Origin of the sequence: Frigoribacterium sp. PhB116 (assembly GCF_004364285.1) — a bacterium.
Classification (GTDB): domain Bacteria; phylum Actinomycetota; class Actinomycetes; order Actinomycetales; family Microbacteriaceae; genus Frigoribacterium.
In genome coordinates, this window is the sequence record NZ_SOBE01000004.1 from 162,297 (window position 1) to 178,428 (window position 16,132).

9 protein-coding genes are annotated in these 16,132 nt (G+C 74.1%); 6 read left to right on the forward strand and 3 right to left on the reverse strand.

Going from position 1 to position 16,132, the window contains the following annotated elements; all coding sequences use genetic code 11:
• The first annotated feature begins 59 nt into the window (after positions 1 to 59).
• Positions 60 to 1,760: an FAD-dependent oxidoreductase gene (locus tag EDF20_RS13420; protein ID WP_243833494.1), complete on the forward strand. Its 1,701-nt coding sequence runs from the start codon at positions 60 to 62 to the stop codon at positions 1,758 to 1,760.
• Positions 1,761 to 1,852: 92 nt separating this feature from the next.
• Here EDF20_RS13420 and EDF20_RS13425 read toward each other — a convergent pair whose 3' ends face one another.
• The gene (locus EDF20_RS13425; RefSeq protein ID WP_133739007.1) at positions 1,853 to 2,074 is read right to left on the reverse strand and encodes a hypothetical protein; all 222 of its coding nucleotides are present in this window, start codon (positions 2,072 to 2,074) and stop codon (positions 1,853 to 1,855) included.
• A 129-nt stretch (positions 2,075 to 2,203) separates the two neighbouring features.
• Complete coding sequence (locus EDF20_RS13430; protein ID WP_208292656.1) at positions 2,204 to 3,382, reverse strand: NAD(P)-binding domain-containing protein; 1,179 nt, start codon at positions 3,380 to 3,382, stop codon at positions 2,204 to 2,206.
• Positions 3,383 to 3,640: 258 nt separating this feature from the next.
• Between EDF20_RS13430 and EDF20_RS13435 the strand changes: the two genes are divergently transcribed.
• The 5 genes from EDF20_RS13435 (at position 3,641) to EDF20_RS13455 (ending at position 15,667) form a co-directional block, all read left to right on the forward strand.
• Positions 3,641 to 10,540, forward strand: a complete 6,900-nt coding sequence (locus tag EDF20_RS13435; RefSeq protein WP_166644830.1) for an IPT/TIG domain-containing protein — start codon at positions 3,641 to 3,643, stop codon at positions 10,538 to 10,540.
• A 138-nt stretch (positions 10,541 to 10,678) separates the two neighbouring features.
• The gene (locus EDF20_RS13440) at positions 10,679 to 11,332 is read left to right on the forward strand and encodes a hypothetical protein (protein WP_133739009.1); all 654 of its coding nucleotides are present in this window, start codon (positions 10,679 to 10,681) and stop codon (positions 11,330 to 11,332) included.
• Between the two features lie 158 nt (positions 11,333 to 11,490).
• Entirely contained in the window at positions 11,491 to 13,137 is a 1,647-nt protein-coding gene (locus EDF20_RS13445) for an APC family permease (protein WP_133739010.1), read from the forward strand.
• Positions 13,134 to 14,405, forward strand: coding sequence for a saccharopine dehydrogenase C-terminal domain-containing protein (locus EDF20_RS13450; RefSeq protein ID WP_133739011.1), 1,272 nt, complete (start codon positions 13,134 to 13,136; stop codon positions 14,403 to 14,405). The genes EDF20_RS13445 and EDF20_RS13450 overlap by 4 nt, the downstream gene beginning before the upstream one ends.
• A 92-nt stretch (positions 14,406 to 14,497) precedes the next feature.
• A complete protein-coding gene (locus EDF20_RS13455; protein WP_123546989.1) occupies positions 14,498 to 15,667 on the forward strand; it encodes an AI-2E family transporter in 1,170 nt (389 codons plus the stop codon).
• Here EDF20_RS13455 and EDF20_RS13460 read toward each other — a convergent pair.
• Positions 15,664 to 16,050, reverse strand: coding sequence for a hypothetical protein (locus EDF20_RS13460; protein ID WP_133739012.1), 387 nt, complete (start codon positions 16,048 to 16,050; stop codon positions 15,664 to 15,666). The two genes, EDF20_RS13455 and EDF20_RS13460, sit on opposite strands and share 4 nt — an antisense overlap.
• Positions 16,051 to 16,132 lie beyond the last annotated feature (82 nt).

The following is a 16,132-nucleotide window of genomic DNA, read 5'->3' on the forward strand; positions in this document are numbered from 1 at the left end:
AGCGCGGGCCGCGGGCCTGGAGCGCGTCGCTACGCTGGGGGTCGGCAGGGGAGGTCGCCGTGGGGAGCACGAAGCCGGTCGCCATGGCGGCGGTCCACGCGCTGGTCGTCGGCGCCGCCGTCGCGGTCGCGACTCCGTGGGCGCTCGTCGTGCCGGTGCTCGTCTCCCTCCTGACGGGTCCGCTCGGTGGTGCGGCGGTGGCCGGGGTGCCCGCGTTCGGCATCCTGTGGCTGCTCGACGCGGCGTTCCGGAACGGCCTGCCCGGGTCGGGCCTGAGGGCGGCGCTGCCCGCCGGCGTCCTGGCCTTCAGCGCGTTCGTCGTCTGCTCGGCACAGCTGCAGCTCTTCCGGGACCCGGAGGCGGCGGTCCCGTCGGACCTGTCGGTCGCCCTCTGGACGGGCGGGCTCAGCGCGGCAGCCGTGATCGTGACGCACGTCCTGTTCGACCGCGACCCGGTCGCCGCACGTGCCGAGCCCGGCATCGTCGATCTCGCCCATCCGACCACGAGGAGCCCCGTGACCACGACTGACGGCACTGAGCCCGCCGCCGCAGCCTCCGAAGCCGACTCCGCCGAGCATGCCGAGGCTGCCAGACTCGCCGAGCCGGCCGCACCTGCCCCCGAGCGCTTCGACCACGTCGTCGTCGGCGGGGGCGTGATGGGGGCGGCGACCGCGCGGGCGCTGGCACGGGCAGGCGACGGCGGCGGCGCGAGCGTCCTGCTCGTCGAGCAGTTCGGCCGGGGCCACGACCACGGGTCGTCGCACGGCGCGAGCCGGATCTTCCGTCGCGGCTACACCGCCGACGACTGGGTCGCGCTGACGGGCGACGCGATCACCGCCTGGCAGGCGCTCGAGGCCGAGACGGGTCGCACCCTGCTCGACTTCACGGGGGCGCTCGACCACGGCGACCCGGTCGCGCTCGACGAGATCCAGGCGGCGCTCGAGCGCGGCGGCGTCGTCCACGAGCGGCTCACGCCCGACGAGGCCGGCGCACGCTGGCCGGGGCTCCGCTTCGACACGAGCGTGTTGTTCCACCCGCAGGCGGGCCGGGTCCGCTCGGCCGACGCCGTCGAGGCGCTGCTCGACAGCGCCTCAGCCGCGGGCGCCGAGCTCCGCTTCGACACCGCCGTGGCCGCGATCGAGACGATGGGGGACGACGTCGTGCTCCGACTCGAGGGCGCAGGAGGCGCCTCCTCGACGGTCGTCTCGACCAGCGTCGTGCTCGCGGTCGGCTCCTGGGCGCGCTACCTGGCCGCGGACCTCGTGAGGCGCGCGGGAGCATCGCTGCCCGAGGTCAGGGTCACGCAGGAGGAGCCCGCCCACTTCGCGACGGAGCTGCCCGACGACGCCTGGCCGAGCTTCGTCCACCACCCGACCGACCCGGCGCTGCGGGCCCGGGTCAGCACGATCTACGGGCTGCTCACCCCGGGCGAAGGCGTCAAGGTAGGGACCCACGGCACCGGCCGCGAGGTGCACCCTGACGCCCGTCTGACCTCGCCCGGCGCGGAGGGGCAGGCCGTGCTGCGCGACTACGTCGCCGCGTGGGTGCCCGGCGTCGACGTCGACACGCTCGCGCCGATCAGCTGCCTCTACGACACGACGCCGACGGAGGACCCGGTGCTCGACCGCATCGGCTCCGTCACCGTCGCGACGGGCTTCTCGGGGCACGGCTTCAAGTTCGGCGCCGTCTTCGGCGCGCTGCTCGCGGGCGTCGCGACGGGGACTCCCGCGCCCGAGCGGTTCCGGTTGCGGCAGGGCTGACCCCCGTCGCGGCCCGGGGTCCTGGCCTCGCGTCGCTCAGGCCCCGCGTCGCTCAGGTCTCGCGTCTCAGGCCTCGAGTCGCTCGTGCTTCGTCAGTCGTTCGTGGGGCGTCGCCTGCCGCCCCTGAGTCCCTGAGCGACGAACACGATGCCGACGACGAGCATCGGCAGTCCCGCCCACGGCGTGTCGAGCGCGAGGAACAGCGTGAGGCCGAGCAGGCCGAACACCACCCCGATCCCGATGTTGTCGCTGCGCTTCTTCTCCTCCGCCGCGGCCTTCGCGCCGGCCTCTGTCTCGGGTCGCTCCTCGTCCATCGCTCCAGGCTAGGCAGGTGCTCGCGTCGAGTCCTCCCTCTCCCGACGGACCTCAGGAGGAGGTCGTCCCGACCGCCTTCGCGCGCGGCGGGCGCGGCGGGCGCGGCGGGCGGCGGGCGGCGGGCGGCGTCAGCCGTCGCGGCCGAGCAGGTCGCGCGCGAGCTCGCGGACCGCGGCGCGGCCGGCGCGGTTCGCGCCCACGGTCGACTGCGAGGGCCCGAAGCCGATCAGGTGCACCCGCCGGTCGCGGGCGGCCCGGGTGCCGACGAGCGGGACGCCGCCGAGCGGCCCGCGCAGGTCGAGCCCGTCGAGGTGCCCGACGCTCGGCCGGAACCCCGTCGCCCACAGCACGGCGTCGACGCTCGTCGTCGAGCCGTCGGCCTCGACCACGTGCCGCGGCCCCATCGCGGTGAACATCGGACGCCTCTCGAGCACGCCGCGCCGCGCGGCCTCGCGGGCGTAGCCGGTCCAGATCAGCCCGGTGTACGACACGATGCTGCCCGGGAGGCGGCCGGCCGCAGCGTCCTCGGCGACCCGGCGCTCGACGTCGACGCCGTCCGACCCCGAGGTGAAGTCGTGGTCGAGGAACACCGGCTCACGCCGCGTGTACCAGAGCGTCGTCGCGACCCGGCTGATCTCGTCGAGCAGCTGCACCGCCGAGATGCCGCCGCCGACGACGGCGACGCGCCTCCCCGCGAACTCGGCCGCCGAGACGTACTCGCGTGTGTGCAGCTGACGACCTGTGAACGAGGAGGCGCCGGGCACGTCCGGCAGCACCGGCTCGTCCCAGGTGCCCGTCGCGTTCACCAGCGCGGACGTCGTCCACGTCCCGGCGTCGCTCTCGACCCGCAGCAGGCCCGCGGGGTCGTCGTCGACGGCGTCGACCCTCGTCACCTGCACGGGACGGTGCACCCGCAGCTGCTCCGCCTCCTCGTAGGCGGTGAAGTAGCGCGGCACGGCGACCCGGCTCGGCTCGGACTCGTCGACGGGCGGCAGCGCCATGCCCGGCAGGTCGAAGATGCCGTTGACGGTGGCCATCCGCAGCGACTCCCAGCGGTGCTGCCACGCGCCTCCCGGTGCCTCGCCGGCGTCGACGACGACGAACGTCGGCGCAGTGTCCGCAGAGCCAGGGCCAGGGCCAGGGCCAGAGCCAGAGCCAGAGCGGGAGCCGGAGCCGGAGCCGGAGACTGCACTGCCCTCGGCCGCGACGAACCCCCGGAGGCGCAGGTGGTGCGCCGCGGACAGCCCGGCCTGGCCTGCCCCCACGACGGTGACCGTCGCGTGCCGCAGGTCGTCGAGGGGGTGCACGGGACCACGCTACGGCGGTGACCGGGGAGGCCCGTCGCGCAGCGCCCACGGCCGGTCACCCGAGCCGCCCGCGCGCCCTTTCGCGGACCCCCATTCCGGGGGTCGCCAGGTCGGATCGGGGGACATGCGGCGAAATAGGTCGAGCGATCCTCGCCGACGTGCCCTATCGTCGGGCGGGTAGCGAGTCTGCTGCCTCGGTCTCACCAACCGACGGCGCAGGCGCCAACCACCGCTGCCATGAGGATCAGGAGCGAGTCCATGAGGACTGAAGCACTCGCGCGCGCCGAAAAAGGGCGACCGACCGCGCACCGTCACCACTCCAGGGCGAAGCAGGGCGTGGCCGTGCTCACGGCCGCCCTGCTCGGCATCGGCGGCAGCGTGCTCGCCGCGGCCCCGGCCACGGCCGCACCGGCGGCCTCGATCGCGGAGGGCAGGTTCCTCGACGGCACCGCCCTCGGGCTCGACCTCGCGAACGTTCTGCTGCTGCAGCCCGCCGCGGCGACGAACACGGGCCAGCCGGCCCCGGTGACGCAGTCGACGCCCCTCGACGTGACGGTGCTGAACGCGGCCCGCGCCGACCTCGGCAGCGGCATCCAGCTGCTCGGCCCGAACGGCCTCCTCACCGTCGGCGCCGTCAACCAGTACGCGCAGGCGAACGCGAACGGCAGCTCGACCGCCGCCTCCGGTGCCGTGACCAACGGAGGCGCGATCGGCGTCGGCGGCCAGGCCGGGGTGCCGCAGGCGAACGCCAGCTTCAACCTCAGCCGTCTGGTGAACACGCAGGCCCTCGCCAACCTCCGCGTCACGACGGGCGCGCTCTCGGCCACCGCGGCTCAGACCGCCGGGCCGAACGGGGCCCAGACCGGCGCGTACCAGATCGCCGACCTCGACCTCAGCCTCACCAGCCCGGTCCTCGCGACGACGATCAACGGCCTCCGCTCGACCCTCACGGGCCTGCAGCCCACCGTCGACGCGATCCCCGGCACCCTGACCGGCCTCCTCGGGCCGACCGTCCAGGTCACGGGCCTGCCGAACCTGACCACCCTCGGCAACTCGCTCACGACCGTGACGAGCGCCGACGGGTCGATCACCGCGAACCTGCAGACGGGCGCGATCACGATCGACGTCCCGACCGTCCTCGCGACGCAGGGCGTGAACATCAACACGCTGCCGGCCGGCACCGAACTGACGCCCTACATCACGACCGCGCTCACGACGCAGCTGCTCCCGGCCGTCACGGTCGCGCTGCAGTCCCTGGTGACGCAGATCACCAGCGGCCTCAACGGCGTCACGGCGACCGTCAACGTGCTCGGCGCGCGGGTGCCCGTCTCGCTCGCCGTGCTCTCGCCGGTCCTCAACACGGTGATCGGCACCGTCGTGGCGCCGGTGAACACCGTCATCTCGGGCCTCGGCGGCACCGTGGTCACCCCGCTCGCGAGCGCCCTCACCGGCGTCGTGTCGCTGCGGGCGAACAACAAGACGACCGCCGGCGGCACCTTCACGCAGAGCGCCCTCCGCGTCGGCCTGCTCGGCGTCCTCCAGGCAGGCACCGCAGTGGAGCTCGCCTCCGCCTCGGTCGGCCCGAACGCCGGCCCGCTCGCGGCCCCGACGCTCACCGGCATCACGCCCGTCGAGGGCCCGGTCGCGGGCGGCACCGCCGTCACGCTCACCGGCTCGGCCTTCACCGCGGACTCGCGCGTGAGCGTCGACGGCGGCGCGCCGATCACGCCCACGGCGGTCTCGGACGACGGCACCTCGCTCACCTTCGCCACGCCCGCCCACGCGGCAGGACCGGTGCCCGTCACCGTCACCACCGCGGTCGGCACCTCCGGCCCGCAGACCTTCACCTACATCCCGGTGCCCGCGATCACGGGCCTCACCCCCGCGCAGGGCCCCGTCGGAGGCGGCACCACGGTGACCGTCGCCGGTTCCGGGTTCCTCGCCGACTCGACCGTCTCGGTCGACGGCTCCGCGCCGATCACGCCCGACAGCATCGCCGCGGACGGCACCTCGCTGACGTTCACGACGCCGGCGCACGCCCTCGGCGACGTGCCCGTCACGGTGACGACGCGCGGGGGCACCAGCGCCCCGCAGACGTTCACCTACCTGCCCGCGCCCGCGGGCGCGCCCGTCCTGGCCGGCATCACGCCGGACGAGGGCCTGGCAGGAGGCGGCACCCCCGTCACGATCACCGGCACCGGCTTCTCCGCCGGCTCGACGGTCTCCGTCGACGGGTCCGAGCCGATCACGCCCGACACGATCGCGACGGACGGCACCTCGCTGACGTTCACGACGCCCGCGCACGCCCCCGGCCCGGTGCCGGTGACGGTCACGAACGGCACGGGCACCTCGGCGCCCCAGACGTTCACGTACCTCGCGCCTCCGCTCGCCGCTCCCGTCCTGGACACGATCACGCCTGACGAGGGCCCGGTGGGAGGCGGCACCTCCGTCACCATCACCGGCACCGGCTTCACCGCCGGCTCCACGGTCTCGGTCGACGGCTCGGCCCCGATCACGCCCGACGCGCTCGCCGACGACGGCACGTCGTTGACGTTCACGACGCCCGCGCACGTCGAGGGCACCATCGCCGTCACGGTGACGAACGCCGGCGGCACGTCCTCGCCCCTGGACTTCACCTACACGCCCGCCCCGGCCACCGCGCCGGTGCTGATCGACATCGAGCCCGAGGTCGGTCCGGCAGGAGGCGGCACCCCCGTCACGATCACCGGCACCGGCTTCACCGCCGGCTCGACGGTCTCGGTCGACGGCTCCGCCCCGATCACGCCCGACACGATCGCGACCGACGGCACGTCGCTGACGTACACCTCGCCGGCGCACGTCGCCGGCACGGTGCCCGTCACGGTGACGAACGACGGCGGCACCTCCGCCCCGCTCGACTTCACCTACGAGCCCGCCCCCCTCGCCGCTCCCGTGCTCGCCACGATCGACCCCGACGAGGGGCCGGCAGGAGGCGGCACCGCCGTCACGATCACCGGCACCGGCTTCGAGGTCGGCTCGACGGTCTCGGTCGACGGCTCGGCACCGATCACGCCCACGGTGATCGCTGCCGACGGCACCTCGCTCACGTACACGGCCCCGGCGCACGTCGCCGGCACCGTGCCCGTCACGGTGACGAACGCGGGCGGCACCTCCGCCCCGCTCGAGTTCACCTACCTGCCCGCACCTCCGACGGCGCCCGTGCTCGCGACGATCGACCCTGCCCAGGGACCGGCCGGGGGCGGCACGCCCGTCACCGTGACCGGCACCGGCTTCACCCCCGGCTCGACCGTGACCATCGGCGACACGACGGGCCTCGTGCCCGACGCCGTCTCCGACGACGGCACGGAGCTGACCTTCACGACCCCGGCCAACGCCGCGGGCGAGGTCACCGTCACGGTGACGACCGAGGGGGGCACGTCCGCACCGCTGCCGTTCACGTACACCGCGCCTCCTGCGGGTGCTCCGGTGCTCGCGACGATCGACCCTGTCGAGGGGCCGGTCGCCGGCCGCACCGTCGTGACGCTCACCGGCTCGGGCTTCCTGCCCGGTTCGACGGTCAGCATCGGCGACACGACGGGCCTCGTGCCCGACTCGATCGACCTGACCGGCACGACCCTGACCTTCACGACCCCGGCGAACGCCGCGGGGCCCGTGACCGTCACGGTGACGAACCTGGCGGGGACGAGCGCGCCGCTCGGCTTCACCTACCTGCCTGCCCCGGCCGACGCGCCGGTGCTCATCTCGGCCACCCCGGCCGAGGGACCGGTCGGAGGCGGCACGGTCGTCACCGTCGCCGGCTCGGCCTTCACGCCCGGCTCGACGGTCTCGATCGGCGACACGGTCGGCCTCGTGCCCGACTCGATCTCGACGGACGGCACCGAGCTGGTCTTCACGACCCCGGCGAACGCCGCGGGCCCCGTGAGCATCACCGTCACGAACGCCGCCGGCACGAGCGCCGCGCTGCCGTTCACGTACCTGCCGGCCCCGGCCGACGCCCCCGTGCTCACGACGATCGACCCTGACCAGGGCCCGGTCGGCGGCGGCACGCCGGTGACGATCACCGGCACCGGCTTCACGGCCGGCTCCACCGTCACGATCGGCGACACGACGGGCCTCGTGCCCGACGACATCGCCGCCGACGGCACCTCGTTGACCTTCACGACCCCGGCCAACGCCGAGGGGCCGGTGACGGTCACGGTGACGAACGACGCGGGCACCAGCGCGCCGCTCGGCTTCACCTACGTGGCGGCCCCCGCCGGCGCCCCCGTGCTCGCGACGATCGACCCCGTGGAGGGACCGGTCGGAGGCGGCACCCCGGTGACGATCACCGGCACCGGCTTCGCGGCCGGGTCGACCGTGTCGATCGGTGCGTCCGCGGGCATCGTGCCCGACGACATCGCCGACGACGGCACGTCGCTGACCTTCACGACCCCGGCGAACGTCGCCGGTCCCGTGACGGTCACGGTGACGAACGACGCGGGCACCAGCGCGCCGCTCGGCTTCACCTACGTCGCCGCGCCCGTCACCGCACCCGTGCTGACGACGCTGACGCCGGACTCGGGCCCGGTCGGCGGCGGCACCCCGGTGACGATCACCGGCACCGGCTTCACGCCCGGCGCCACCGTCTCGATCGGCGGCACGGCCGGCATCGTGCCGGACGACGTCTCCGACGACGGCACCGAGCTGACCTTCACGACCCCGCCCGGCGCTGCCGGCGACGTGCCGGTCACGGTGACGACCGACGGCGGCACCTCCGCGCCGCTGACGTTCACCTACGAGGCGGCCCCGGCGGGAGCACCTGTCCTGACGTCGCTGACGCCCGAGACCGGCCCGGCCGGCGGCGGCACCCCGGTCACGATCACCGGCTCGGGCTTCCTGCCCGGATCGACGGTCTCGGTCGGCGGCACCACCGGCATCGTCCCCGACGCGATCGGGGTCGGCGGCACGACGCTCACCTTCACGACGCCTCCGGGCGCCGCGGGCGACGCTCCGGTGACCGTGACCAACCTGGCGGGCACGAGCGCGCCGCTCACGTTCACGTACCTGGCGCCTCCTGTCGGCTCGCCCGTGCTGACGGCCATCGCGCCCGACGCCGGACCGGCCGCGGGCGGCACCTCGGTGACGCTCACGGGCACCGGCTTCACCCCCGGGTCGACGATCACGATCGGCGACGCGACGGGCATCGTGGGCACCCTCTCGCCCGACGGCACGCAGCTCACGTTCACGACCCCCGGCGGCACCGCCGGAGACGTGCCCGTGACGGTCACGAACGCGACGGGCACCAGCGCGCCCCTGACGTTCACGTACCAGGCGGCGCCCGTCGTCGCACCGACGCTGACGAGCCTGACGCCCGCCGAGGGCCCTGCGGGAGGCGGCACCGACGTCACGATCGTCGGCACCGGCTTCACGGGCGACTCGACGGTCACGGTCGGCACCACGACGGGCATCGTGCCCCTCTCGGTCTCGACCGACGGCACCTCGCTGGTCTTCACGACGCCGGCCGGCGCCGTGGGACAGGCCGACGTCTCGGTGACGACCCCGGCAGGCACGAGCGGCACCCTGCCGTTCACCTACCAGGCGGCCCCGGTCGGCGCGCCCGTGCTCGCGACGCTGTCGCCGACCAGCGGTCCTGCAGGAGGCGGCACCACGGTGACCGTCACCGGCACCGGCTTCACCCCCGGGTCGACGGTCTCCGTGGACGGCTCCGCGCCGATCACCCCCGTGATCAACGGTGCCGGCACGTCGCTGACCTTCACGACCCCGGCGCACGCCGCGGGCCCCGTGCAGGTCACGGTGACGAACGAGGCGGGCACCTCCGCCCCGCTGCCCTTCACCTACCTGGCCCCGGCGTCCACCGCGCCCCTGCTGCTGAGCCTGGCGCCCGCGTCGGGCCCGGTCGGCGGAGGCACCGTCGTGACGATCACCGGCTCGGGCTTCGTGGTCGGCGCGACGACGGTCTCGATCGACGGAGGCGCCGCCCTGACGCCCTCGTTCGTCTCGCTCGACGGCACGCAGCTGACCTTCACCACCCCGGCCGACACGGCCGGACCGGTGCCGGTCACGGTGACCACCGCCGGCGGCACCAGCGCGCCGCTGACCTTCACCTACGTCGCGGCTCCCGCCGGGGCGCCGGTGCTGGCCTCGCTCACGCCGAGCTCCGGTCCGGTCGGCGGCGGCCAGACGGTGACGATCACGGGCACCGGCTTCGCGGCCGGGTCCACGGTCTCGGTCGACGGCGGGGCAGCGATCACGCCCGCCACGATCAGCGCCGACGGCACGTCGCTGACGTTCACCACTCCGGCGCACGTCGCCGGGCTGGTGCAGGTGACCGTCACGAACGCCACGGGCACGAGCGCCCCGCTGACGTACTCGTACCAGGCCGCGGCCGCGCTGGCTCCCCAGCTGACGTCGCTGACGCCTCCCACGGGTCCCCTCGGCGGCGGCACCGTCGTCACCGTGACGGGCACCGGGTTCACGCCGGGCTCGACCGTCTCGGTCGGCGGCTCCGCCCCGATCACGCCGGACAGCATCTCGGCCGACGGCACGACGCTGACGTTCACGACCCCGGCCGGCACGGCGGGCAGCACGACCGTCACCGTGACGAACGCCGCAGGCACGAGCGCCCCGCTGCCCTTCGTCTACGCCGAGGCGGGCGCGCCGCCCGTCGTCACCTCGCCCGTGCAGGGCCAGGTCGTCACGACGCCGAACCCGGTCGTCACGGGCACGGGGACGCCGGGCTACACGGTCACCGTGCGGATCCTCGCCCGGGTGCTCTGCACCACGGTCGTCGCGGCCGACGGCACCTGGGCCTGCTCGCCGCTGGGCGGGCTGCCCGAGGGCGAGTACACGCTGACGGCCACGCAGACCGGGCCCGACGGGGTCGCCTCGGCAGCCTCGGCTCCGGTCCAGTTCGCCGTCGACCTGCCGGCTGCCGGCGGACCCGGTGCCGGGACGCCCGGCACGGGCACGCCCGGCGCGGGCACGCCCGGCGCCGGCGGCAACGGCGGCTCGGGCTCGGGCGGCTACTACAGCGGCACCGCGGGCAGTGGCCCGCTGGCCTTCACGGGCAGCGACACCGCGCCGGTCCTGCTGGCCGCGCTGCTGCTGATGGTCGCCGGCGGGTTCCTCACCCTGCGGAGGAGGTCGCGCCGCAGCTGAGTCCGCTCAGCAGCTGAGCCGCTGAGCCCGCTCAGCGACCGCAGGAGGTGCCCGTCCGGCCAGACCGGACGGGCACCTCCTCGTCGGGGTCGCGCAGTAGCCGTGCCGCACGGGACGGTCTGTCGGTAGCGTCGGGGCATGAGCGATCCCGTGACTCCTCCCTCGGCCCACGTCCACCCTCCGGCCGCAGCCTCGGCGTCCACGGGCATAGACCGGAGGGCGCTCGTCGTCGCGGGCGCACTCGTCGGGCTGGGCGCCCTGGTCACGGCCGCGCGCTTCCTGATGGGCCTTGCCGCTCTCTCGACGACCTCGCTGTACGCGGTCCTGCCGGTCTTCGCCCTGATCGCGACCCTCGCCACGTCCGCGGGGCTCTGGCTGGTCAGCGGCCGAGGGGGCATCTGCGCGACCTCGCCCGCCGGACGCGTCGCGCTGCGCATCGCTGCCGTCACCCAGGTGCTCGTCGCCGTCCTCGCGCTCATCCCGGCCGTCCTCGCTGCGGGTCCGGGGCCGCTCGTCGTCCTCCTCCTCACGGTCGTGTCCGTCGTCGCGGCCCTCGTGGGAGCCGTGCTGGCAGCGCGCTCCGGCAGCGTCCGGGGCGTCGCGGGCTGGGTCCTCCTGCCGTGGACGGTGGTGGCCCTCGTCCGCACCGTCGTGTTCTCCACCCCGGTCGGGTTCGCGCTCGGCGCCTCCTCCATCACGGCGTTCGCGTATGGCGGGCAGGTGCTCACGATCGTCACCCTGCTCCTCGTGGCGGTCGCGTGGCTCGTCGCCGGGCTGCGCACAGCTCGCTGATCTCCCCTCGGCGCACGCGAAGAACCGCGATCCGAACCATGAACCGCGACAAAGCGCGGTTCATGGTTCGGAATCCGGTTCATGGGCACGGGCGGCAGCCCGGGCGGTAGTGACACAGGCTCGTTGACACGCCCGGGCCGCGGGACTACGTTCTGGCCATGAGCGGTCCCGACGCTTCTCCCGGCCGCGTGCCGACCTCCTCCTCGCGCCCGGCAGCCCCCGGTGCACCGGCCCCCGACACCCCGGCCCCCGACACCCCGGCCCCCGCCACCTCTGCCCCAGGCACCCCGTCCGCCGGCAAGGGCCTCGCGGCCGGCACCCTCGGCCTCTGGGGCTCGACCGTCATCGGCCTCGCGAGCACGGCGCCCGTCTACTCCCTGGTCGCGACGCTCGGCTTCGTGGTCGCCGCCGTCGGGGCGCAGGCGCCGATCGCGTTCATCGTGGCGTTCATCCCGATGCTGTTCATCGCCTTCGCCTACCGCGAGCTGAACCGGGCCGTGCCCGACTGCGGCACGACCTTCACGTGGGTGACGAAGGCCTTCGGCCCCCGCGTCGGCTGGATGGGCGGCTGGGGCGTCGCCATCGCCGGCATCGTCGTGCTGGCGAACCTCTCGCAGATCGCCGGGCAGTACACCTGGCTGATGGTCGGCGACGGCTCGCTCGCCGAGAACGTGCCGCTGGTCACCGCGACCGGCGTCGTGTTCATCGCCCTGATGACCTGGATCAGCTACCGCGGCCTCGAGCTCGGCGAGCGCGTGCAGAACGTGCTGCTGGGCGTCCAGTACATCGCCCTCGCCCTGTTCGTCGCGGTCGCCCTGTACAAGATCGCCTCGGGCGACGCCCCGAACGCGACCCCGGTCGAGTGGAGATGGTTCGACCCGACCGCGTTCACCGACTGGTCGGGCTTCGTCGAGGCCGTGCTGCTCGCCCTCTTCATCTACTGGGGCTGGGACGCCTGCCTCGCCCTCACCGAGGAGACCAAGGACCCGCAGCGCACCCCCGGCCGCGCCGCCGTGCTGTCGACGGCGATCCTGCTCGTCACCTACGTCGGCGTCACCGTCGTCGCGATGTCGTTCGCGGGCCTCGGCAGCACGGGCATCGGCCTCGCGAACGAGGCGAACGCCGACGACGTCTTCTTCGCGCTCAAGGACCCGGTGCTCGGTCCGCTCTCGGTCGTGCTCGTCATCTCGGTGCTCGTCTCGGCCGTCTCGTCGACGCAGACGACCATCCTGCCGACGGCCCGCGGCACCCTCGCGATGGCCGTCTACGGCGCCCTGCCCGCCCGGTTCGGCCGGGTGCACCCGAGGTTCCGCACCCCGTCGTTCTCGACCTTCGTGATGGGCGTCGTCGCGATCGTCTTCTACGTCGTCATGACGCTCGTGAGCGCGAACGTGCTGCAGGACTCGATCCTCTCGCTGGGCCTCGCCATCGCCTTCTACTACGGGCTGACCGGCTACGCGTGCGTCTGGTACTTCCGGCGCGAGCTGACGTCGTCGTGGCAGGCGTTCCTGTTCAAGGGGCTGCTGCCGCTGCTCGGCGCGCTGATGCTCACGTACGCCTTCGTGCAGTCGGTGGTCGACATGCTCGCGCCCGACTACGGCTACACGGTGCTGCTCGGCATCGGCGGCACCTTCGTGATCGGCATCGGCTCGCTGCTGCTCGGCGCCGTGCTGATGGTCGTCTGGTCCGCGTTCGCCGAGTCCCGCCCGTTCTTCCGCGGCGAGAGCCTGAACCGCGACACGGAGGTGCTCGTGCCCGACGAGCCCGAGATCTACACGCGATCCATCGACGGAGGACTGGCATGACGACGGCACCCACCACCCCCGCACCCGGCGACGTCGCCGCGGCATCGGCCCGCATCCTGATCGTCGGCGCCGGAGGCGTCGGCTCGGCCGCCGTCCGCATCGCCGTGCGGCGCGCCTTCTTCGAGCTGCTGGTCGTCGCGGACCACGACCCGGCCCGCCCGCAGGCGCTGGTGGACTCGCTGGCCGACCCGCGCCTCCTCGGCGCCTCGGTCGACGCGTCGAGCGCCGACTCGGTCACGGCCCTGATCCGCGAGCACGCGATCACGCACGTGCTGAACGCCGTCGACCCGCGCTTCGTGATGCCGATCTTCGAGGGCGCCTTCGCGGGCGGCGCGGTCTACCTCGACATGGCGATGAGCCTGTCGAGGCCGCACCCCGACGAGCCGCACGCGCTGACCGGCGTCAAGCTCGGCGACGAGCAGTTCGCGCAGGAGGCGCGGTGGCGGGACGCAGGACGACTCGCCCTGGTCGGCATGGGCGTCGAGCCCGGCATGTCAGACGTGTTCGCGCGATGGGCGGAGGACGAGCTGTTCAGCGAGATCGACGAGCTCGGCGTGCGCGACGGCGCCGACCTGGTGGTCAGGGGCTACGACTTCGCTCCCTCCTTCTCGATCTGGACCACCATCGAGGAGTGCCTGAACCCCCCGGTCGTCTGGGAGGAGGGGCGAGGCTGGTACACCACGGCCCCGTTCAGCGAGCCCGAGGTCTTCGACTTCCCCGAGGGGATCGGCCCGGTCGAGTGCGTCAACGTCGAGCACGAGGAGGTGCTGCTGATGCCCCGCTGGACGAGCGCGAAGCGCGTCACCTTCAAGTACGGGCTCGGGCAGGAGTTCATCGACGTGCTGAGGACGCTGAACAAGCTCGGGCTCGACAGGACGGCCCCGGTCGACGTCAAGGGGGTTCAGGTCTCGCCGCGCGACGTGGTCGCGGCCGTGCTGCCCGACCCGGCGACGCTCGGCGACGTGATGTCGGGCAAGACGTGTGCGGGCGTCTGGGTGCGGGGCACGGGCAAGGACGGCAGGCCGCGGTCGACGTACCTCTACCACGTGGCCGACAACGAGACCTCGATGCGCGAGTACGGCTCGCAGGCCGTCGTGTGGCAGACGGCGCTCGGTCCGGTCATCGCCCTCGAGCTGCTCGCCACGGGCGTCTGGTCGGGCGTCGGGATCCTCGGGCCGGAGGCCTTCCCGGCCGGGCCGTTCCTCGACTTGCTCGCGTCGCCCGAGGGGCACGACTCGCCGTGGGGGATGGTCGAGAAGCCGATCTGAGCGGCGACGCGGCGCGACCTCGGCGCAGCCGCGTCGGCCCTCCTGCGGCCTTCCGTCGGCCCTCCGGCGGCGGCGACCGCCAGGATGGTCGGATGGCCCTCTCGCACCGTGCCCGCTCCGTTCGCCGCTCGACGGCGCCGTCCGGTGCGTCCGGCCCGTCCTACGCCTCGTCGTCCGCGCGATCGACCGCCTCGCGTGACGAGCCGACCAGCCCGCTGCGGCGCCCCGGCGCGTTCCGCTTCGGCCTGATCGCGACCCTCGGCGGCGGGCTCGGCGTCGGCATCATCGTCGCCCTGATGGCGCTCTCGACGATCCTCGTCTACATCGGCCTCGCGTTCTTCCTCGCCCTCGCCTTCGAGCCCGTCGTGCGGCGCCTCTCCCGGGCCGGCGCCCCGCGCTGGGTCGGCGTCGTCGTCTCGATCGTGCTCGTGCTCGGCGCGGTCGTCGGCATCCTCGCCGCGGTCGTGCCCGCGCTCGTCGAGCAGGTCGGCCACGTGATCCGCACGGCGCCCGCCGCCCTGCAGGACATCTCGCGCCAGCCGTGGGTGCAGCAGGCCGTCGAGACCCTCGGCCTCGAGGTCGACGTCGACGACGCGGTCGCCGCCGTCAGCTCGTACCTGCTCGACCCCGACCGCCTGCTCGCCCTCGGGGGCGGCGTGCTCGCCGTCGGACAGGGCATCACCAACGGCATCACCGCGGTGATCATCGTCGCGATCCTCACGATCTACTTCGCCGTGACGCTGCCGCAGATGCTCCGCTCACTGAGCCGGGCCGTGCCGCGCAGCCACCGCGAGCGCGTGATGGACATCTCGGACGAGATCTTCCTGTCCGTCGGCCGCTACGTCGCGGGGCAGGTGGCGCTCGCCGCGATCAACGCCGTCTTCGTCTTCGTGGTGCTGACGATCGCCGGTGGTCCGGTGCCCGTGCTCTTCGCCGCCCTGGCGTTCCTCGGAGCGCTCATCCCCGTCGTCGGCACCGTGGTCGCTTACGCGATCATCATCGCGGCGACCCTCAGCGTCTCGCCGGTGACCGCGATCGTCGTGGGCGTCGTGCTGCTCGTCTACGCGCAGATCGAGGCGTACGTGCTCACGCCGCGGGTCATGTCGAAGGCCGTGGCCGTACCGGGGGCGCTGGTGATCGTCGCGGCGTTCGGCGGGGGAGCGCTCGGCGGCGTGCTCGGCGCGCTCGTCGCGATCCCGATCGCCACGGCGGGGGTCGTCGTGTTCGAGCGCGTCGTCGTGCCGCGACAGCAGAAGTCCTAGGGAGCGTCCGGCTCGGGCGGGCGGGTGCGGAGCGGCGCGTCGTCGCCGGTCTGCGCGGCGTGCTCCTCCTCGTCGACCGAGCTGCCGGAGGCGGCGTCGACGAAGCGCGCCCCGCCCACCGCGGCGGCACGGCGCACGAGCTCGGCGACGAGCGCCTCGTCCTCGGGCTCGAGCTCGTCGTCGGGGGCAGTCTCGATCATCAGCTGGCTGGCGGGGCCGAGCAGCAGCTCGGCGGTCGCCGCCGACCCGTGCTCGTCGCTCGTGGGCACGTCGACGATGTCGGTCGTGCCGTTCTGACCGAGGGCCGCGGCGTAGGCGATGACGGCCTCGGCGATCGCGTCGCCCGTCATCACGCGGTTCTCGCCGTAGACGATGTACTTCATGGTCCCCCTCGGTAGGCCTCCAGCATGCTCTGGCGAGCGTGTGCGCGCTCGCAGGAGGCGCCTCCTGCGACGAGCGGGAGAG

Coding starts and splice junctions, on each gene's coding strand:
- EDF20_RS13425 (WP_133739007.1), bottom strand. CDS start 2,074: ATGGACGAGGAGCGACCCGAGACAGAGGCCGGCGCGAAGGCCGCGGCG.
- EDF20_RS13435 (WP_166644830.1), top strand. CDS start 3,641: ATGAGGACTGAAGCACTCGCGCGCGCCGAAAAAGGGCGACCGACCGCG.
- EDF20_RS13440 (WP_133739009.1), top strand. CDS start 10,679: ATGAGCGATCCCGTGACTCCTCCCTCGGCCCACGTCCACCCTCCGGCC.
- EDF20_RS13445 (WP_133739010.1), top strand. CDS start 11,491: ATGAGCGGTCCCGACGCTTCTCCCGGCCGCGTGCCGACCTCCTCCTCG.
- EDF20_RS13450 (WP_133739011.1), top strand. CDS start 13,134: ATGACGACGGCACCCACCACCCCCGCACCCGGCGACGTCGCCGCGGCA.
- EDF20_RS13455 (WP_123546989.1), top strand. CDS start 14,498: ATGGCCCTCTCGCACCGTGCCCGCTCCGTTCGCCGCTCGACGGCGCCG.
- EDF20_RS13460 (WP_133739012.1), bottom strand. CDS start 16,050: ATGAAGTACATCGTCTACGGCGAGAACCGCGTGATGACGGGCGACGCG.